Here is a 16,384-nt window from a genome sequence, read left to right on the forward strand (position 1 = left end):
GTGGAGCTCGCCGCAGATTTCAAGATTCTCCTGTCTTCTATCCAGCCGGGCGACCAGGACGTCACGAACGCCAAGGCCGCGCATGAGAAAGTCCGGGAGGAGTTGCGCGCCGATAGCGAGTCGAAGGACGCGCACAAGGATACTTTTTTGTCCGGTTCTTACGCGCGGCACACAGCGATCAACGACATCAACGATGTTGACGTCATTTGCATTTTCGACCTTGATCACTCCATCACGAAGCCAGACGTAGTTCTTGTCTGGACCCAGTCTATTCTTGCGCGGTACCACAAAGAGACGAAGCTGCAGGGCCGATCCGTCGGAGCACAAGGCGCCAAAGGCGTATGGCTCGATATCGTTCCGGCCACCCCGGTGGCAGGCGATGACGGGCCGCTCTGGATACCGGATAGACAGGTCCTGCAATGGGTGCAAACTCACCCTAAGGGGCAGATCCAGGCCGCAACGGATAAAAACAAGTCAACGAATGGATATTACGTGCAGGTTGTGAAGCTCATGAAGTTCTGGCGCGACAGGCTCCCGAACGAATCGTGCCGGCTGAAGTCTTACATTCTGGAAAGCCTGATTCACGGCAGCATTGGCTCTCCGACTTCGCATGCCTCTGCCGTTGTGAATGTGATGGAAGGCATTGAGCGCGCATACGGCGCATACCGCAACTTGAATATGGTGCCCACAATTGCTGACCCGGGATACTCTGCCGTTACCGTCGACAAGCATTGGCAGCCCGAGGATTTCACCAATTTCATGGAGCAGGTGAAAACGGCTGCAATCACAGCACGCAAGGCGCTTGACAGCACAGACGAAGCGGACAGCCGCAAATTCTGGCGTCAAGTATTCGGCCCGAAGTTCGGCCAGTGAGCAGCTATGGGTGATCCGCGCAAACGCCGTCGAGCCCGAACGCCATCCCGAAAGGCTTCATTGCTTTCGCCGGAATCCATGGGAGGAATTACAGCGGGCAAAGGGTTCGACTTCCAGACTCGCTACACGGCCTGCCAGCTACCGCTGTGGCTACTGGAAAATGCGTTTCATCAGCTCTTCGTCGAAGGCACCGGCGACATCGATATCCGGTACGTGGAGGCGGGTCGCTCTGCACGGATACATTTGCAGGTCAAGGACCACGAAGTCGCGCCGGCCGAATTCAAGGAGGTCCTCAAACATTTCCGGCAATTGGATACCGAGCTGCCCGGAGTATACAAATGCTTCACATTGGTATGCCCTTCCCTCTCCCCGAAACTGCGACCGATCGAAACCGGACTCTCCAGGTTTCGAAAGGCTAAGCCTTTTTACGACGATGCTGAGCACGCCTTGGCTCCTACGAAGGAGGAACTCGTCGAACGGCTTCGTAAAATTGGCGTGGACGATAATGATTTCGACTTCATTCAATCAAAGGTCTTTTTCGAGGTCGCGCACGGCGATCTTCATCACGACGATCGGGCCGTCGACTTGTTCGTCGGACGGTTGTTGAGCCATCCAGATTATTCGGGAATGATCCGCGCCATGGTGCATCCGGCCTTCGCGGAGCTGCTGCGCGCCATTGAGGCTAAAAGAGGCAATATTCTCGCCCGCTCTGACGTCGAGCAGATTTTGCGAGCCGCCGTGGCTTCCGTCAGTCCGGGTGAGAAAACCGTCACCCTGTGGGTACAGAACTGGACCTCGGAGAAATTTGACGCGCCGGCGGATTATGCGTTGGACTGGTCCAAATATTTCGATCGTGCTTCGCGCCGGGTTCCATCACAAGAGATCTGGAACGGCCAACTGCTGCCCGAGCTCGCGACGCTCAAGCAAAAGATTCTTGCCGAGCGAACAGAACGGATAATTCGGTTCCGCGGAAAGTGCGCGCTGTCGACGGGCATTGCGTTGGGCGCTACTTTCCCTGCGGTCGGCGGCTGGACCATTGAGATACCGCAGCCGCCGGCGAAGGAACCCTGGAGGTCCGATGTCACACCGACGCAGCCGTACGATCTTCAAGTCGAGCTGACGCAAGGTGACCTGGCTGGGATGGATCTCGTCCTCGGCCTGAACATACGTGGCGATGGCCGCGAGGACGTCCTGCGGTATGTTGCCAGCACGGAAACAATTCCGAGATTGTTCGTCTTCATGGCGTCGCCGTCAACCGGCAGTCAGTCTATCGCCAGCTCGGAAGATGCGTGCGCTTTCGCGCGCGCCGTGCGCGAACGCCTGGGTCAGCTGCTCAAGAGTCATGGCATCAGGAGCACACGACTCTTCTTTTACGGCCCGTTCGCTTTGTCTGTCTTCCTCGGACAGCAATTAACGTCCTTAGGTGACCTTCAACTGTTCGAATACCAGGACCCCGGATATGTTCCGAGCTGTTCCATCAAAACCTAGCACCGGCATTTCAGGACGGACTGCTGACACTGTGCGACCTGTTTTCAGGTCCATCGACCCTGCTTGGTGCTGTCGACACAGAGCAATGTCTCGCCAAAACGTCTTTAACATCGCCGGGATTCAAACCCATGCAGGTCGGTATACTTCTGAATCGCTGCGGCCTGATTTTCGAGTGAGAACTGCTGATGCTCGCTGGACATCCTGAGATACTGCGCCGCTGGAATGAAAGTGGTGGCAGACATAAAAGCCTAACTGGACAAGTCTTTAGCTATCCGCTTCAGTCGAACGGTGGTCGCTGGCAGCGTACGCATGTATCGGTGAAGGCGTCGTTTCACAATGCTTGATCTGACGTCAGGGCTTAACAAATCGCCGATCAGCTTCATGTACTCATCGTTGTGCAGCCACATTCCGGCGAGGTCGTTCGCAACTCTTTCTGTCGCGGCGGCCGAGAGTTGCGGCGCGAACCGTCGCAACGCTGGCTTTAATCCCTCTGCCAGTGATCGGGTTTGTAGATTGGGCTGCAGGCGCATGCGAATCCGTCGTTGAATTAGTGCAGCATAAGAGAATCAATGAAGGCGTACATTGCGGGACTAAAGGAATCTGCATGGGACAAGGCGAGAACCTGAACATAGTGATTCCGTACGACTGCCAGTTTGACTAACCCTCGTACACCGTCACCCTCTACCTCGAGGAGGCGCACGCGCCCAAGACGCTGCTCTTTAATAACGCGCGTCCCAGTCGCTTGTAAGGCTGCATCGCGAGCCTCATCCATGAGTTGTTCTCGCTTCCCTTTACGTCTTGCCGGACTGCAGGAGACAGCGAGCAGCGATTCTGAGGTCTGAAAATAGTATCGAGTGACGGGAATAAAAACTTTGCCTGTCGTCGAGACTCTGCTGTGGCTGGTGCGTGGTGCTGCCGGGAAAGTGATGGAAAAGCCACACTCCGCACTCACAACCCGCACCGCCTTTGTGTCCTGAGCGAAGGACGCCAGAGCCGAGGCTACAAAGACACACAGCACTCCCCCCGACATCGCGAAGCGACTTAGGCCCGTGCAAAGACTCGCCGGGCCCGAGCCATCGTGGCAAGGATCGCGTCGTGCGACACTCATTGTGCTGTATCTAAGTTCACCCAACTGTTGTCCTTCCAAACTTCAATCTGAGTAATGGGATGAATCTCCCAAAGCGTGGAACGGAAGCGCTTCAGATGATTCCGGTGATCCGGATCGAACATCAACCAGCCGCTGATGCGAACCGGATTGTCACTGTTGATCCAATTCGAGAGGGCCTTTTTGTTCCAATTGGGATGGGCTTTCAAGAATCGCGGCGTGAATTCGATGACGATTGAACTCTTCTCTGCATCGCCAGCTTCCTTGACAAGGGCTAGATGGGTGTCCGTCTCCAACGGCCTGTTCATGTGACAGTTGGTGCCCTCACCACTGCCGTGAGCCTGCGGTTTGTAAGCCACTAGGTATCCCACGGTCCGCAACGGAATCCCCTCATAGCGTGCTAGCTCTGCACGGTTGGTCGGAGTCCAATTTTTTCTCAGCGGCTTATCGACCGGGTAGCTGAGAGTGGCGATTGCTTCCCAAGTGACGTCGTGATAACTCAGGGGAACGTCCGCACGATTCTTGAAAAGAAAAGTCTCAGGGTCGCTGTCGTCGCCATTCCAAGGACAAGACTTCGTCGTGCCCTTGAGGGTTGTCTTTTTCGGATCTGGCTTCTCCCAGCCTTCGCTGATGCTGTCGGTAGGAGTTAGATTCCCGGACGAACCCAACTCCGGTGGCCGCTGCTCGATGCTGATATTTCTGGCCGCTACCCACCCCTCATCGCCGTCTTCCGTCTGGACACGATAAAAGCCGTCTTGGGGCTGCGAATCGAGGATCTGAAGCTCATCACCAGGCAGAAGACGTACCTTCATCTGGGTGGTCATGGAAGGGCCGCTTCGTAGGTAGACCTTCCTCTTGACCTCAGCCGTCGGGTTTTCAGCGAATGCTATGCCCGTGAAGCAAAGAACGAAGAACAACGTGAAGCTGCACAGTCTTCGAAGTGACATCACTCCTCCTTTTCGCCCTAAGGCTTCCATCGGGCGGTCCACAGCGACAACTGCGGTCGTTATCCCACACCGAGGTTGGGATACGGGAATGTGGCCGGCTTCGGTAGGGCTGGATCGACATGCTTCCTCACAGCGGCATCACAGACTGCATATCCCCAATTGATAAGCCGTTCCTGTAGGTCCGACTCCATTCCTTTCAACCGCGTGGGAGTACTCGCGAGCTTCTGGGTCTTCGCTACTGGGCAAGGCAAAGAGTCTGGGACTTGGTACTTTGAAATGTCAGTCCATATACCCCAGTACGTGCCGGTACGATCGCCCGCCTTGAAGGAGTCGATCACTTGTCGCTTGCGAAGGCTCCTGACTTGGTTGTCGACAAGGTCGAAGACGCGTCGTGTGTGGTTGAGCCAGTCTTTCTTGGGGTCCGGTTCAGGGCCATAAATGCCGCCGGCATCGCTCACTAGAATCGTCTGATAAGTCTTCCACGCTGTCTCCAAGCCTAAGTTGTCGTAGACTCCGCCATCGGTCAGGATCACATCGGTTGTATAAGGGGGGAACTGTAAGTCCTGCCCCGTATTCGGAACAAACTCGTTGTTCTTGAACTCCAGTTCTACCGGCGAAAGGACGGGAGGGAAGGCGGACGACGCACCCACGGCAGTCGCGAGAGGGGTTTTCGGCTTCTCGATCTTTCCGACGCGATAGTCCCAGATGTAGGGCTTCGAGAATCTAAAGAGGGCCTTCGACTGCACGTTCGTCGCATTGATCACAAAACGCGGCTTGTCGGGAAGGTCTTGGAGTGTTTTGTCTCCATAGAGGTGCTTCCGGTAGTTTTTTGCGACGTGCTCACTTACTGTGCCGGGCCCGAATACACCGCCGATGACTGAACTGACGTCGATAGTCTTCCCGGCAAGCGAACGTATCGGCCCGACCACAAGCTCTTCAAACTTTGCCCGCGTGCCATCTAGCTTTGGCCAAGCAAGTGCCAGAACTCCCGCCGTTATCGAGCCGCCGGATACGCTGGAAACGCGTTCGAGCTTGGGGAAGAATCCCAACTCATAAAGGCGCCAAGTAGATCCGACATGAAAGAGCATTGCGCGATATCCACCCCCGGAAAGGCAGAGAGCAATGCCTGGAAGCGGCTTCTTGGTCAGTTCCGCAGGGTTGATGAATTCAACAGGCGACGATGGCGGCATAAGTCCACTAGCGGAAAGGTCATTCGGCACAAATCCTCCAAGCTGATCACTGACAATCGTGCTCGGCTCATATAGCCTTCCTGCCCTCGGGTGGGCAGTTGGTCTAAGCCGATATCACGACTGCATGGGCCCGGTCGGCTGGGGGGCCGCGCGGCTCCGACGGCAGCAAAAAGAATGCGTTCTTGTGCCGGTATCGAAAATCTTAGCCACGTAAGGTTTCAGCCTTCGCGGGCTAAACATTCTGTAACGGTCGACCAAGGTGGCTCTTACGACATTGGCTGTCCCTTATGAATGCAGTCCTGGACGTCTTTAATACTGAATCTGACCACGCCAGTCTGGTCTCCACAGTAAAATTTGCTTCCTGTTTGACCAGGGTCTACTGGGCTAGCCACCCAAGTGTAGCCAACAACTACTCCTTTCCTTTTCGGGCAATCCACTACGGCAAAAACGTAACCACCCTTCTTTCCTTCAGCGAGAGCCTTGTCAACAAGACCCGCTGCCCCCAGTGTGGTGAGGTCGCACGAGAAACCCACCTTCGGATGTCCATAAGAATAGGACACTTGTGCGGTGTTAATACTTCGTGCCGATCCCACCGCTGAACTCTCGTTGGCTGATCTTCTTGAAGTCAGAAGGCTTGGAATCGCAATTGCCGCGATGATTAAGAGTATTGCAACGACAATAAGCAGCTCCATCAGGCTAAACCCGCCTTGTAGCCGCAACAGCCGGAGAGGGCGCGGCCCCTCAGGATGATCGTTCCGATGTTTGCGTTTATTGCTCAAGCCCTTATCCCTCATTCGTGCGATCTCTGTTCATTGGCCTCGTTGCTGTGAGCCATCCCACTCGCACCGCGCCCAAGAATGTAACCTGAGAGACCCCCGAGGAGAGCCGCCAACTCTTTGTCTTGCAATATTCCCGTAATGCCGAAAAGTATTATTGAGATGACGAGTGAAAACAGGGTAATAAACTGTATCCCTGACTGCCCCGCAAAAATCGACCGTCTGACTACCGGGTCGCGCCAAGAAACGACAAAAAAACCGAGTATGACAAGGCCGACAAGGAAGGAAAAATCCAAACTCATGGTTTTCTTGAACTCTTGGCGCGGCCTTTCGATGTCTATTAGTTCGCTGATCCTCCATTCAACATTCTCCTTCTCTCTCTTCTTCTTCTGCAACTCCGCCTTCTTGTTGTCCAAGTCTCTATCAAGCTTCTCCTTTGGTTCGGTAATCTTTGCATTGTCGAGGCGGGCTCTTGCCTCTTTTGCTTGTGCCTTGTATGCATTCTTGAGAGGCAGTGGGATCTCTGGACTGACATTCTGATAGGTTTTCTCTAAGAAGCCAGTCTCACGCTCGAGGTTCTCTCTCTCCAGAAGCTTGGCGGCGAGAACATCTACCTCCTGCTGTTGCAACTGAATCTCTTTTTCCAGTTTCTGCCGTAAGTCCGTCAACTCGACAAAGCTCTTATCCTTGAGCGTCGGGGTTTCAGACTCAGGCTTGGATTGGCAAAATAGGAAGGGCGTCAGTAAGAATGCAAGTAATACGCTCATCGCGCATCTTAGGCGCACACTCAGGCAACGCCGGCGCAATGTTGCAGCCTGATATTCCAACACAGATGGTGTGTGCTTGATCGACGCTTCCCTCAAGAGTGATTTCATGGGCGCGGCATGAAGCTTAGTGAGAAAAACTCTCAAACCTCGTCATTAGTTCATTGTTGTTCCACATCTAGAACATGATGTTCGGGAGCTCAGTGCCCGGCGTGCCTGGCGTCTCAGCACTTCATGCGCGAACCCGCCTGCGGGGCGGGTTCCGTTGACTCTTCGACTGCGCATCACCTGTTGATTTCAGGACGACCACTCCTGACCGGAGCCCTTGGACTGGCTAGCGATGGTTCATCCTTGTTCTGAATTCAGAACACGCCGTCCCAACGGCCTGACTGGCAAAACGACCAAAGCTGCCACCGCCACGCGGTTGGGCCTTGGCCGACCTTTAGCCGGGCGATAGCATCGCGCGATCCTCGCGCGGTTCAATCAACAGATTCGGAACAGGCGCTTCTGGCGGACATAGTAGCGTCGGTCCCGTGGTATAAGCAGGCCCATGCTGGCGGTCGCTTACCTCACCACGCAAGCTCCTTCCCCCCTAGTCGATGGGCTAGCGCGCGCAGGGTATGCCGTGTTTGAGGCACTCAGTGTCAGCGAGGTTCTGCACTTGTGTGAGTCGCTGCCCATCGAGGTCGTCTTGATTGCCTCGGGCGTCAGCGACCCTGAACTGCCAGAGTTACAGCAGCGCTTCGTCACCGTGTGCTTCGAGGAAAAGACGACCGCACAAGAGGTCGTCTGGGAGCTGTGCGACCTGCTGGATCCGCGGGCGTGCACGCTGCATTAGGCTTTAAGAAGGAGTGGACATTAGTCGGCCCCGCGCGCGAGCTTCCGTAACTCGTTGCTCATAGTACAACGCTGGATTCCGCCAGCACGCGCTTTTTGCTGACGCACTGGTTTGCTTCCAGGGGTTCACCGCCGGGGAGTAGCCGACATCCCGAAGAAGGCGTCTGAAGTCACTGATTCTATTCAGTGAATCACTGGCCAGGGCTCGGTTTGTCAAGCTGGGTGTTCTGGAGACTCGGCGAGACCCTTTGCGTTTTGAACGCGTCACGCAATCTTTCGCGAAGAGTGTTTTTCAATGTGCAAGCATCGTTTGCGAGTCCTTGCTTGGCCACGGCAGCGAGGTTCCGCGCTCAGCGATTCCGGGCAGGGTTACCGGAAGGCGCCCGTGCGTGCGCAATTCGCCGAAAATCGCCTTCGCCACACTGACTTCCGAAGTTGAAGCCATGGCGTAGGTACAGAGATACGTTTGAATCTCTGGGAAGGCTTCAATCAAATAGGGGCTACCGAGCGCAACGACAGCAGTTCTCTTTCCTGCAGTAGCCAAGATGTGATGCAGCAGCGCACGGCTAGGTCCAACTAACCCGAACGATTCGATTTCCCTTCCGTTCACGACGTATTTTCTTGTGCCCCGATTAGTCACGTAGGCCAGCACGATTATCTTGTCGGCCGCTGCGATGTCGGCCAACATTGCCGGCATCGGCGTAGGCTTCTTGCCATCGAAGTAGTAGACGGCTGCCGCAGGATCACGCCATTTCAACTCACGTTCAAAGTTCAGCCCCATCGTGGGGTCGAGCTTCTCAGAGAGAACGATAGCAATGGTCTTGCGGCGCCCCGGTTCGTCTTTGTGAGAATCCTCTAGCGGTAAGACGGAACCCTTGTTCCGGACGAGCGTGATGCCGGAATCGGCAACTTCCTGAGCGAATGCCTCATCGATCGGGTCATGAACGATTGCGTCCACCTGCCGAAGATCCACAAAGCGCGAGCGGTCCAACCCAACTTTGGCTTTTGCTTCTAGTATCTTTCGGACTGACTCGTCGATCCGCGCTTCCCTTATCTCCCCACTCCGTACCGCCTTGAGAATTCCGTTAAACGCGGCGTCAAGGTCCCTCGGTACGGAAATCACGTCGTTGCCGGCTTTAACTGCGTCCACGGTGGCAAGTGCCGTTGGGTCCCCCGGCTGTCCCGCGTAGACCTGCAGAACGCCCTCCATCTCTAGCGCATCCGTCACAATCAGTCCGGAGAAGCCATACTTTTTCTTGAGGAGGTCCGTCAGGATTGCGGGTGAAAGGGTCGCGATTCTTCCCGGATCGAGCGCAGGAACGCTTGCATGCGCCGGCATAATCGCGTCCACGCCAGCATCAATCGCTTTCTTGAAGGGCGGCAATTCCACCCGGCCAAGGCGAACGAGATCGCCATTGATTGCGGCGACTCCACGGTGAGAATCGATTGCGCTATCTCCGTGTCCGGGGAAGTGCTTCGCCGTGACGAGAAGACCGCTGCTATGTGCCCCATTGATAAACGCTACGACGAACTTCCCTACCTCCTCGGGATCCTCCCCGAACGAGCGGTCATTGATTATGGGGTTGCTCGGATTGCTGTTTACATCCGCGACCGGCGCGAACGCCCAATTGATCCCGATCGCCCGTGCTTGACGACCAGTAACGGCGCCAAAGCGCTCCGCATTCTTAAGATTGGCCGTCGCTCCAAAGGTCATCGGCCAAGGGAAGGCGGGCACATCTTTAATACGGCTTGCTACACCGCGTTCAAGATCAGCGCTAACCAACAACGGTAATTCGGAATCACGCTGGAGCTGATTGGCGATTTTTGCGGTCTCAAGAGCGGAGCTCCTGATTGGACCGTTGTTGTCGAAGTGCATGCCGATGACCACTGAACCGACGTGGTACTTGCGGACCTGTTGCTTCAGCGCCAAATACTCAGGGCCATCAAAGCTGGGATAATCCGCATAGCAACGGATTTGAAGCATTTGCCCGATTTTCTCTTCGAGTGACAGACGGCTGATCGTGGTCTGAATATCCTCAAGGGAATGCTTGCCAGGGATTTCCGGCGATTGAGTTCTCGCTCTCGCAGGGCTCATCATGCTGAGCAGGAGCAGAACCTGGACAACCTTCGCGAGGTACGTTGCTCGGACTCTAGGAGAGTCCCGCCACTCTGAGCGATAATCACGGCAACGCAAGGCTCTAGTCACGGCTCCTTTTGGGTGCGGTTAGGAAGAACGTTGCAATTGCGATTTGGACGATGACAAATGCGTAGAGCGGCCAAGCGTCTCTCCAGAGCACGCTCAGTGCGTATAGTGCTCCCTCTGACGTTGAAATAATGACTGCATTGGTACTCCACATTTTGGCGCGACGGAACATGATTGCGGAGCAGCCTGTAAATCCTGCGAGTACGGCGGCAGTGACACCTAGGAAAATGAGGGCTCGCACTCCGCGTAGCATCCGTTGCATCCTATACTCCGCTTAAGCGCCAATGCACTAAGAGGTACCCTACGCAGGCGATCAGTACCGCAAACAGCCAATACCTAGGCCCGCCTAAACTCTTGTCGGATGTAGCGGCGCGTTCTAGAACCGACAACAGCAACAGGCAACAAGCCGCTGGTAGCGCAGTATCGACCCCCAATGCCTCCCCTATCCGCACTGCCCCGATAGCTATAAGGCCATACAGAGCAGCAAACAGAGGTGTGCTTGCGCCGAGAACCTCATTCTTAATGGGAATCACCAAAAGCGGCCTTGCAGGTGTTCAGCATCTGATTGTAGGTACCGCGTGCTTGCCACCACGCGATTCCGTGTCCCCCAGCCTGTGACACCACTTCTGTCCAGAAGCGCAACTGCAGGCCCACGGCTTCAGTGGATAATACCGCAGACGTCGTTATGGGTCTGCGCCTCCAGAGTTCTAGAATTGTCAATGGTGCCTCCGTCGCTCGATCGTGCAACGACAGTCCCAGTACCGTCATAAGTGAGGGCTTCGGTCCTCTACCCAACGCCCACTGAAAATGCTGATTAGCCTGTTCTACGCACCTTGCCTGAGGTGTGTCCAAGAGCTTAAAAACACTGAAGACAGGCACTCCTCCTGGTCCAAAGCCGCAACCGGGCAGGAATCCTGTTCCTGGTGAGGAGCAAGACGGTGTTAACAGGTCCCAGATGGTTGGATAGATGATCGGTATGCCCGGATCTTCGTTCCAGATACCCCCACCCCCACCCGTGCCAATCCATAGCGATCCGGAGAATCCGAATCCAGACCCGCCACCACCATAGCCTGCCCAACCGTCACAACCATAGCCACCACCGGTCTGGCCACCACTCATTACAGTCCCGCACGCCGGACTCAGACCCTGAAACCCGAAACCGGAACCGGCGCAGCTTGGATCCCATCCGCTACCCCACCAGCCATGTGATATGGCGTCCTCGCCACAGCCTCCCGATGGATCCACGAGGTCCAATGGGTCGTTAACCACGTATCCATACCGGTTCCAGGACTGCGGATTCCCAGGATCTACCGCGCCGATTCCCAGGGGATCTGGGGAAACCCATCTTCCCTGCGGCACACTATATTCACGCAACGCGAAGTCGTAGTCGCCCGCTACGGTGTCTTGATTCTGGCCGGTAAAGTTCAGGTCGGAAGTCCCTGAGTCGGCGTAATTCTCTCCGTATGGCGCATAGGCGACGTCGAAGTACTTCGCTCGCGCGGTGGTGGATGCAAAGCGTGAGCTGCCTTCCCAATCTGGGTGCCGATAATAGCTGAGGCCCCCACTGGTATAAACAGCGGTGGCCCCTGCCGGCAGTGCGATGAAGGCTTTTTGTAATGTCTGTCCACTCATCAGCGCGATCTTCTCACCGTTCGGCATGTACAGCACCTGCGTGAACGTACCGCTTCGATTCTGCTCGACGACGCGTCCGAATGCGTCATATGTCAGTCCGACCGAATCGACTGAAGTGGGACCTCCGTCAGCATTCCACGCGTAGGTGTGGAAACTGTCGGTTTGGATGTTGCCATTGGCATCGTAGGTCGGAGTAAAACCTGGCAGGCTGGAGATCCGGTTCGTGTTGCTGGTCGAGTAGGTCGGCTGAAAAGAAGCACTGCCCGCCTTCGAGACGTTCCCAAACACGTCGAAGGCGAACGTCTGCGACCAAGCCGCTCCGCAATTTGCAGAGATGCTTCGCGCAAGATCATCCCTGCCGTAGGTGCAGTTCTGTGTATTGGCCGCGTCGAATGGATCAGTAATGTTCAGGGACGCGAGTGTGCGATTAGCGTTCCAAGTGAGGGTCCCCGTCACCGTTTGCCCATTGACGTTAAATGCGTACTGGGTAACTCGGAAGCTATTGGGGTCGTACGTAAACGTATCGCTATCAAGCGATCCAAGAGTTAGCTGGGTTGCGAGACTCGCGACGTTGTAGGTAGTGGCCGTGACGGGCGATTGTCCGGAAGCTGCGCCAACCGTATTGGGACGTCCTTCCGGATCCACTCCGTAGTTGACCGTCGTGAGCCCGGGAACGCCGCTGATCTGCTTTACCAGTCCATGCTCCCAGTATCCAGCTGTGACATGGTAGTAGCCGCCAGAGTTCGGCGTCTTCTCGTAAAGATCGGTAGATTCGCCGCGCGCAGAGTAGCTGATCCCGAGGTCCGTTATCTTCGTGCATCCTTGGCACGTGGCCGTATATGCTTCCGCCAATCGGCTCAGAGTATTCGCCATCAGGACACTGTTCACCGTCGCACTGTCATACACGAAGTACTTGTTCGGAGTGCTGGTTGCATACGGACCGTTGTATGTCAGACTTGTCGGTCGGTGTAAAGCGTCGTACGTATAGCAGACCGTGTTACCTACGGCATCGGCTGACTTGTTCAGATCTCCAGCATACGTGCCGGCACAGAGACCGCTCGCGACGGTGTCATAAAAATAGCTTTCCGCCCCCGATTCTGGGTTCGTCTCTGACGTCATCCTCCCCACCAGGTCATAGGCAAAAGTACGTGTTTGCGTGGAGCCAGATTGTGCGTTCTGGGTCACATTTGTCATGTTCCCCAACGGCTCGTAGACATACTTCGTCCAGTACCCAGTCTGCGGACTCGTTTGCGCGCAGCTGCCACTGCCAGCGGCGGATGTGATCTCGCAAACTGAAGTCAGTCTTCCGAGGGAATCGTATTCAAGCTGCCTGCGCTTCTGGTTCTCGCCTGCAGGTGCCGGTCCAACGCTCTTGTACACATCGTTCTTCACATACGTATACGTGGCCGACCCGCCAGCGCTGTCCGTGACTGACGTAAGCCGCCCCAGGCCGTCGTAGGAGAAGCTGGTTCCGGGACACGTCCCGCTACAGAGCGTTCCTGCAGCCGCGCTGAAGGGCAGCGTTTGCTTTGAAACCTGCCCAACGCTGTCGTAGTCCGTCTCGACGGAATCATAACTGCTCACGCCAGGACCTTGGAGCGTCTGCTGAAGTATCGGTCGCCCCAGCCCGTCCAACGTTGTTCGCGTTCCGACCACAGAATTGCCGCCATTGAACGTGAAGCTCGTGGCAACCGCATTGGCACCACTGTAGCTGAAGGCTGTGACATTACTTAGAGGATCGGTCGCGCTGGCTGGACGCCAGAAGTAGGGATCGTTGTAAGAAGTGCTGCTTACTTTGCCGTTCTCGTCCGTGGTCGACAAAGGAACGCCCCCGGTACAGTCCCATGTCGTGGAGCGGGTCAGACTCAGCGGCATGCTCACTGAGGTCACAAAAGAGTTCGAACAGGAGGCAGCGCCCGATGCGTAGTTGTATGTCGTGGTAGGACCGGGGGTGCTGGACGATGTACTTACGTCGCTAGAACTGTTCGGTGTGCCAGTGTCGTAGTACGTGAATTTCTGGTACAGATAAACCAACGACCCACTTGCCTGCGTCGTGACAGTGGTTAGATTCCCGCGCGCACCGGAAATGGCAATGTGCTGTGGAGTGCCGACAGTGGACGTTGGCGTCGTCTGATCGTAGCCGAAGGTTCGATAGGCCTTTTGAACGCCGCCGCCGTCTTGGATCGTTACGGCTGTCGGACGAACAATCCCGTTCCCCAAAGCCGTATATGTCGTCAGGGTCTTGCGGATGAGGGGTCCGACAGCTGCTGTCCCGAAGTTGTAATCGTCGATCTCCGAGACCAACCCGAGTCCAGAATAAAAGACGTCCGTCTCCGCTTGGAGGCCAGCAGAGTCAGGCAGATAGTTGTAGATGGTGCGCCTAGCGATCGGCAGAGTGATGGCCGTTGTTGTGCAGGGCACCGCGGCGCCGTTGTAGCAGGTGTTCACTGTTTGCAAAAGAGTCGAAGCACCTTGATATGTCTGCCGCTGCGTTTCATAAAAGCCGTCCTGCCGCTGAGTGGGGCTGGAGGCATACACAACCTGGAAGTTGAGAACTGTCTGATTACCAGCAGGATCAGTTGCCGTCGTCGTCCATCGTGTGCCCGACGGATTCGTGCGGGTATATGTCCAAGTCCCACCAGGCGAAACCTGCCGCTGTAGACCTGCTGCGCTTCCATCCTTGCAGATGATTCCGTTATTCGCTCCTGTATATGTGTAGGTAATAGAACCGCCAGTCGGCAACGTGACGCTGCTCAGTCGACCGGTAACATATCCCGGATAGGAAGGATTTGGCGTCGGTTCATAGGTGAATGCATAGCTAGTTCCATCCGGAAGTGAAATGCTGCTCACGAGCTTCACATTCGTCGCCGTATACTCCGACACACCGCTGCAACCAAAACTCGTACGAATGTTGTAGTTGCTGTAATTCATCGTGACAGTGGCTGGCGTACCCGCAGGACTCGTATAAGTGAACGTCACTGGATTTGGCGATATTCCAGCGACAGTCAATGCAGTAGTTCCTAAAGTATCGGTAAAGACGCCAGTGCTGTTAGAACTGATTTGGTTCCCGTTGGCGTCGGTCACGAGCGTCGTCGATGTTCCGCCATTACGCTGAAGGTTCGAGGTCGTATAAACGTAATTAGAACCGTTCCAGTTGGCTACTAGTGTGAGTCCTGATCCATCGTTAGCTGCAGAGGTCATTGTCAGTATTGGCGTCCCGGCACACGCACCGCTGTACGAAACAAGGTATCCGGGGAAGACATGATGGATTCCCCAGGGATCGTGATAGGTGTAGCCGGAAAGCGTCGTGGTCGACCCGTTGATGTGGCCGAATTGGTCGTAGCAATAGGTGACCGTTGCCGACGCCGTGACATTCCCTGTCATTCCATTATTCTGTGCCGTCCAGCCCCAGTTCGTTATAGGTTGCCAACTCTGACTTCCGACAGAGCCTGCGGGATACCAGACCGAGCTTTCATAGGAGAGGTCGTAGTCGAATGGAAGTCCTCGGCCCGCCTTATGAAAAACCGGCACGGTCAAGTGCACATTGAGATTTCCGAGGTTGACGGTATCGACCGGTCCGCCACCGAAGCTGCCGTACGGGAAAACACCTGTCTTCGCCTGTCCGAAGGCAACCTGCGCAACCAGAAGAACAACAATCGCAAACTGAACAGTGTGGCGATTCATGACTTTTCTCTCTTGCTCTCACAATTTGAAATAGCTGTCAGGTAGGCCTGTGTTAATGGTTGCGTTGCTCACAGAGAGCTGAAGGACGAGCGTGCCACTCAGTAGCTTGTTGATTTGGAAGGGGACCTTAACGCCGTTCACTTCGCGATAATCGGAGAACTGGATCTCGACGGGAATATTGAGATTCGCGTCGTTGTCTGCGTGTGTGTTGAAAGTGATGGCAACAGGCAAATGGGAGGTTTGATCAACGTAGATGTCTACCCTGCTCAACCTCTGAAAAAGCCCCAGATCGGATCGATAACGTGACCGAATGTGTTGAACCTGTACGCCGGCTCTCGTTTCCCCGCCTACGTAGGACAGCACGAGGTTCGGATCACTCCCGGCCGTTGAAAAGGAGAGTAACGCCGGAAAGAACCATACCGCGTCGGTCCAGCAATTATGGGCTGGACATTCATGCGACGCGCCATCGATACCGCTCCAAGTGCCCGTTGGGAAGCCGGCGGTGACAGTCCGAATCTCGGTGCGACGGCCTCCACTGAGGACAAGGTCCACTCTGCTATTGCCTGTGCCTTTGGCTGCCAAGGTTGCGACACCCGTCTCGTTGTCTGAACCAGCGAAGCGAGAAGCTTGCGCGGTAAGCGTGACGTCTGAGAGAGGGCTTCCGCGTGTTAATGCGGCCATCGATTGCGCGGCCAGTGAGAGTGCCGTGCTATCGCTTTGAGGCACGCTACGTGCGGGAGAGGCTTGTCCCGTCAAACACGGCACTGACACGAGGAGACACAGCACCACTGGGAGCACCGACGCGACGAGTCTTCTTCTGCCCTTCCCAGCCCAGATCGAAGTCTCGGAGGCGCGTGGAGACTGGCAGCGCGTGAGAGAAAAAGT

At 55.6% G+C, this 16,384-nt stretch carries 10 protein-coding genes; 3 read left to right on the forward strand and 7 right to left on the reverse strand.

What is annotated here, in order from left to right; genetic code table 11:
- On the forward strand, positions 1-873 hold the full coding sequence (locus M3P27_01215; GenBank protein MDP9266930.1) for a hypothetical protein: 873 nt from the start codon (positions 1-3) through the stop codon (positions 871-873).
- A 6-nt stretch (positions 874-879) separates the two neighbouring features.
- Entirely contained in the window at positions 880-2,361 is a 1,482-nt protein-coding gene (locus tag M3P27_01220; protein ID MDP9266931.1) for an SAVED domain-containing protein, read from the forward strand.
- A gap of 1,104 nt (positions 2,362-3,465) precedes the next feature.
- Here the strand turns inward: M3P27_01220 and M3P27_01225 are convergent.
- From M3P27_01225 to M3P27_01240, 4 genes are all read right to left on the reverse strand, one after another.
- Positions 3,466-4,290 carry an SH3 domain-containing protein gene (locus tag M3P27_01225; GenBank protein MDP9266932.1) on the reverse strand — a complete coding sequence of 275 codons (825 nt, stop codon included), beginning with the start codon at positions 4,288-4,290 and terminating at the stop codon, positions 3,466-3,468.
- Between the two features lie 182 nt (positions 4,291-4,472).
- The gene (locus M3P27_01230) at positions 4,473-5,633 is read right to left on the reverse strand and encodes a patatin-like phospholipase family protein (protein MDP9266933.1); all 1,161 of its coding nucleotides are present in this window, start codon (positions 5,631-5,633) and stop codon (positions 4,473-4,475) included.
- Positions 5,634-5,869: 236 nt separating this feature from the next.
- Complete coding sequence (locus tag M3P27_01235) at positions 5,870-6,295, reverse strand: pili assembly chaperone (GenBank protein MDP9266934.1); 426 nt, start codon at positions 6,293-6,295, stop codon at positions 5,870-5,872.
- Positions 6,296-6,393: 98 nt separating this feature from the next.
- Positions 6,394-7,146, reverse strand: coding sequence for a hypothetical protein (locus M3P27_01240; protein MDP9266935.1), 753 nt, complete (start codon positions 7,144-7,146; stop codon positions 6,394-6,396).
- A 622-nt stretch (positions 7,147-7,768) separates the two neighbouring features.
- On the opposite strand from M3P27_01240, the gene M3P27_01245 reads away from it, so the two are divergent.
- On the forward strand, positions 7,769-7,981 hold the full coding sequence (locus M3P27_01245; protein MDP9266936.1) for a hypothetical protein: 213 nt from the start codon (positions 7,769-7,771) through the stop codon (positions 7,979-7,981).
- Between the two features lie 291 nt (positions 7,982-8,272).
- Here M3P27_01245 and M3P27_01250 read toward each other — a convergent pair whose 3' ends face one another.
- From M3P27_01250 to M3P27_01260, 3 genes are all read right to left on the reverse strand, one after another.
- Positions 8,273-10,078, reverse strand: a complete 1,806-nt coding sequence (locus tag M3P27_01250) for a hypothetical protein (GenBank protein ID MDP9266937.1) — start codon at positions 10,076-10,078, stop codon at positions 8,273-8,275.
- A 624-nt stretch (positions 10,079-10,702) separates the two neighbouring features.
- Entirely contained in the window at positions 10,703-15,499 is a 4,797-nt protein-coding gene (locus M3P27_01255; GenBank protein MDP9266938.1) for a hypothetical protein, read from the reverse strand.
- 18 nt (positions 15,500-15,517) lie between these two features.
- A partial coding sequence (locus M3P27_01260) for a hypothetical protein (protein MDP9266939.1) occupies positions 15,518-16,384 on the reverse strand: 867 nt, incomplete at its 5' end.

The sequence above is a fragment of the Acidobacteriota bacterium genome (assembly GCA_030774055.1).
GTDB lineage: Bacteria > Acidobacteriota > Terriglobia > Terriglobales > Acidobacteriaceae > JACPNR01.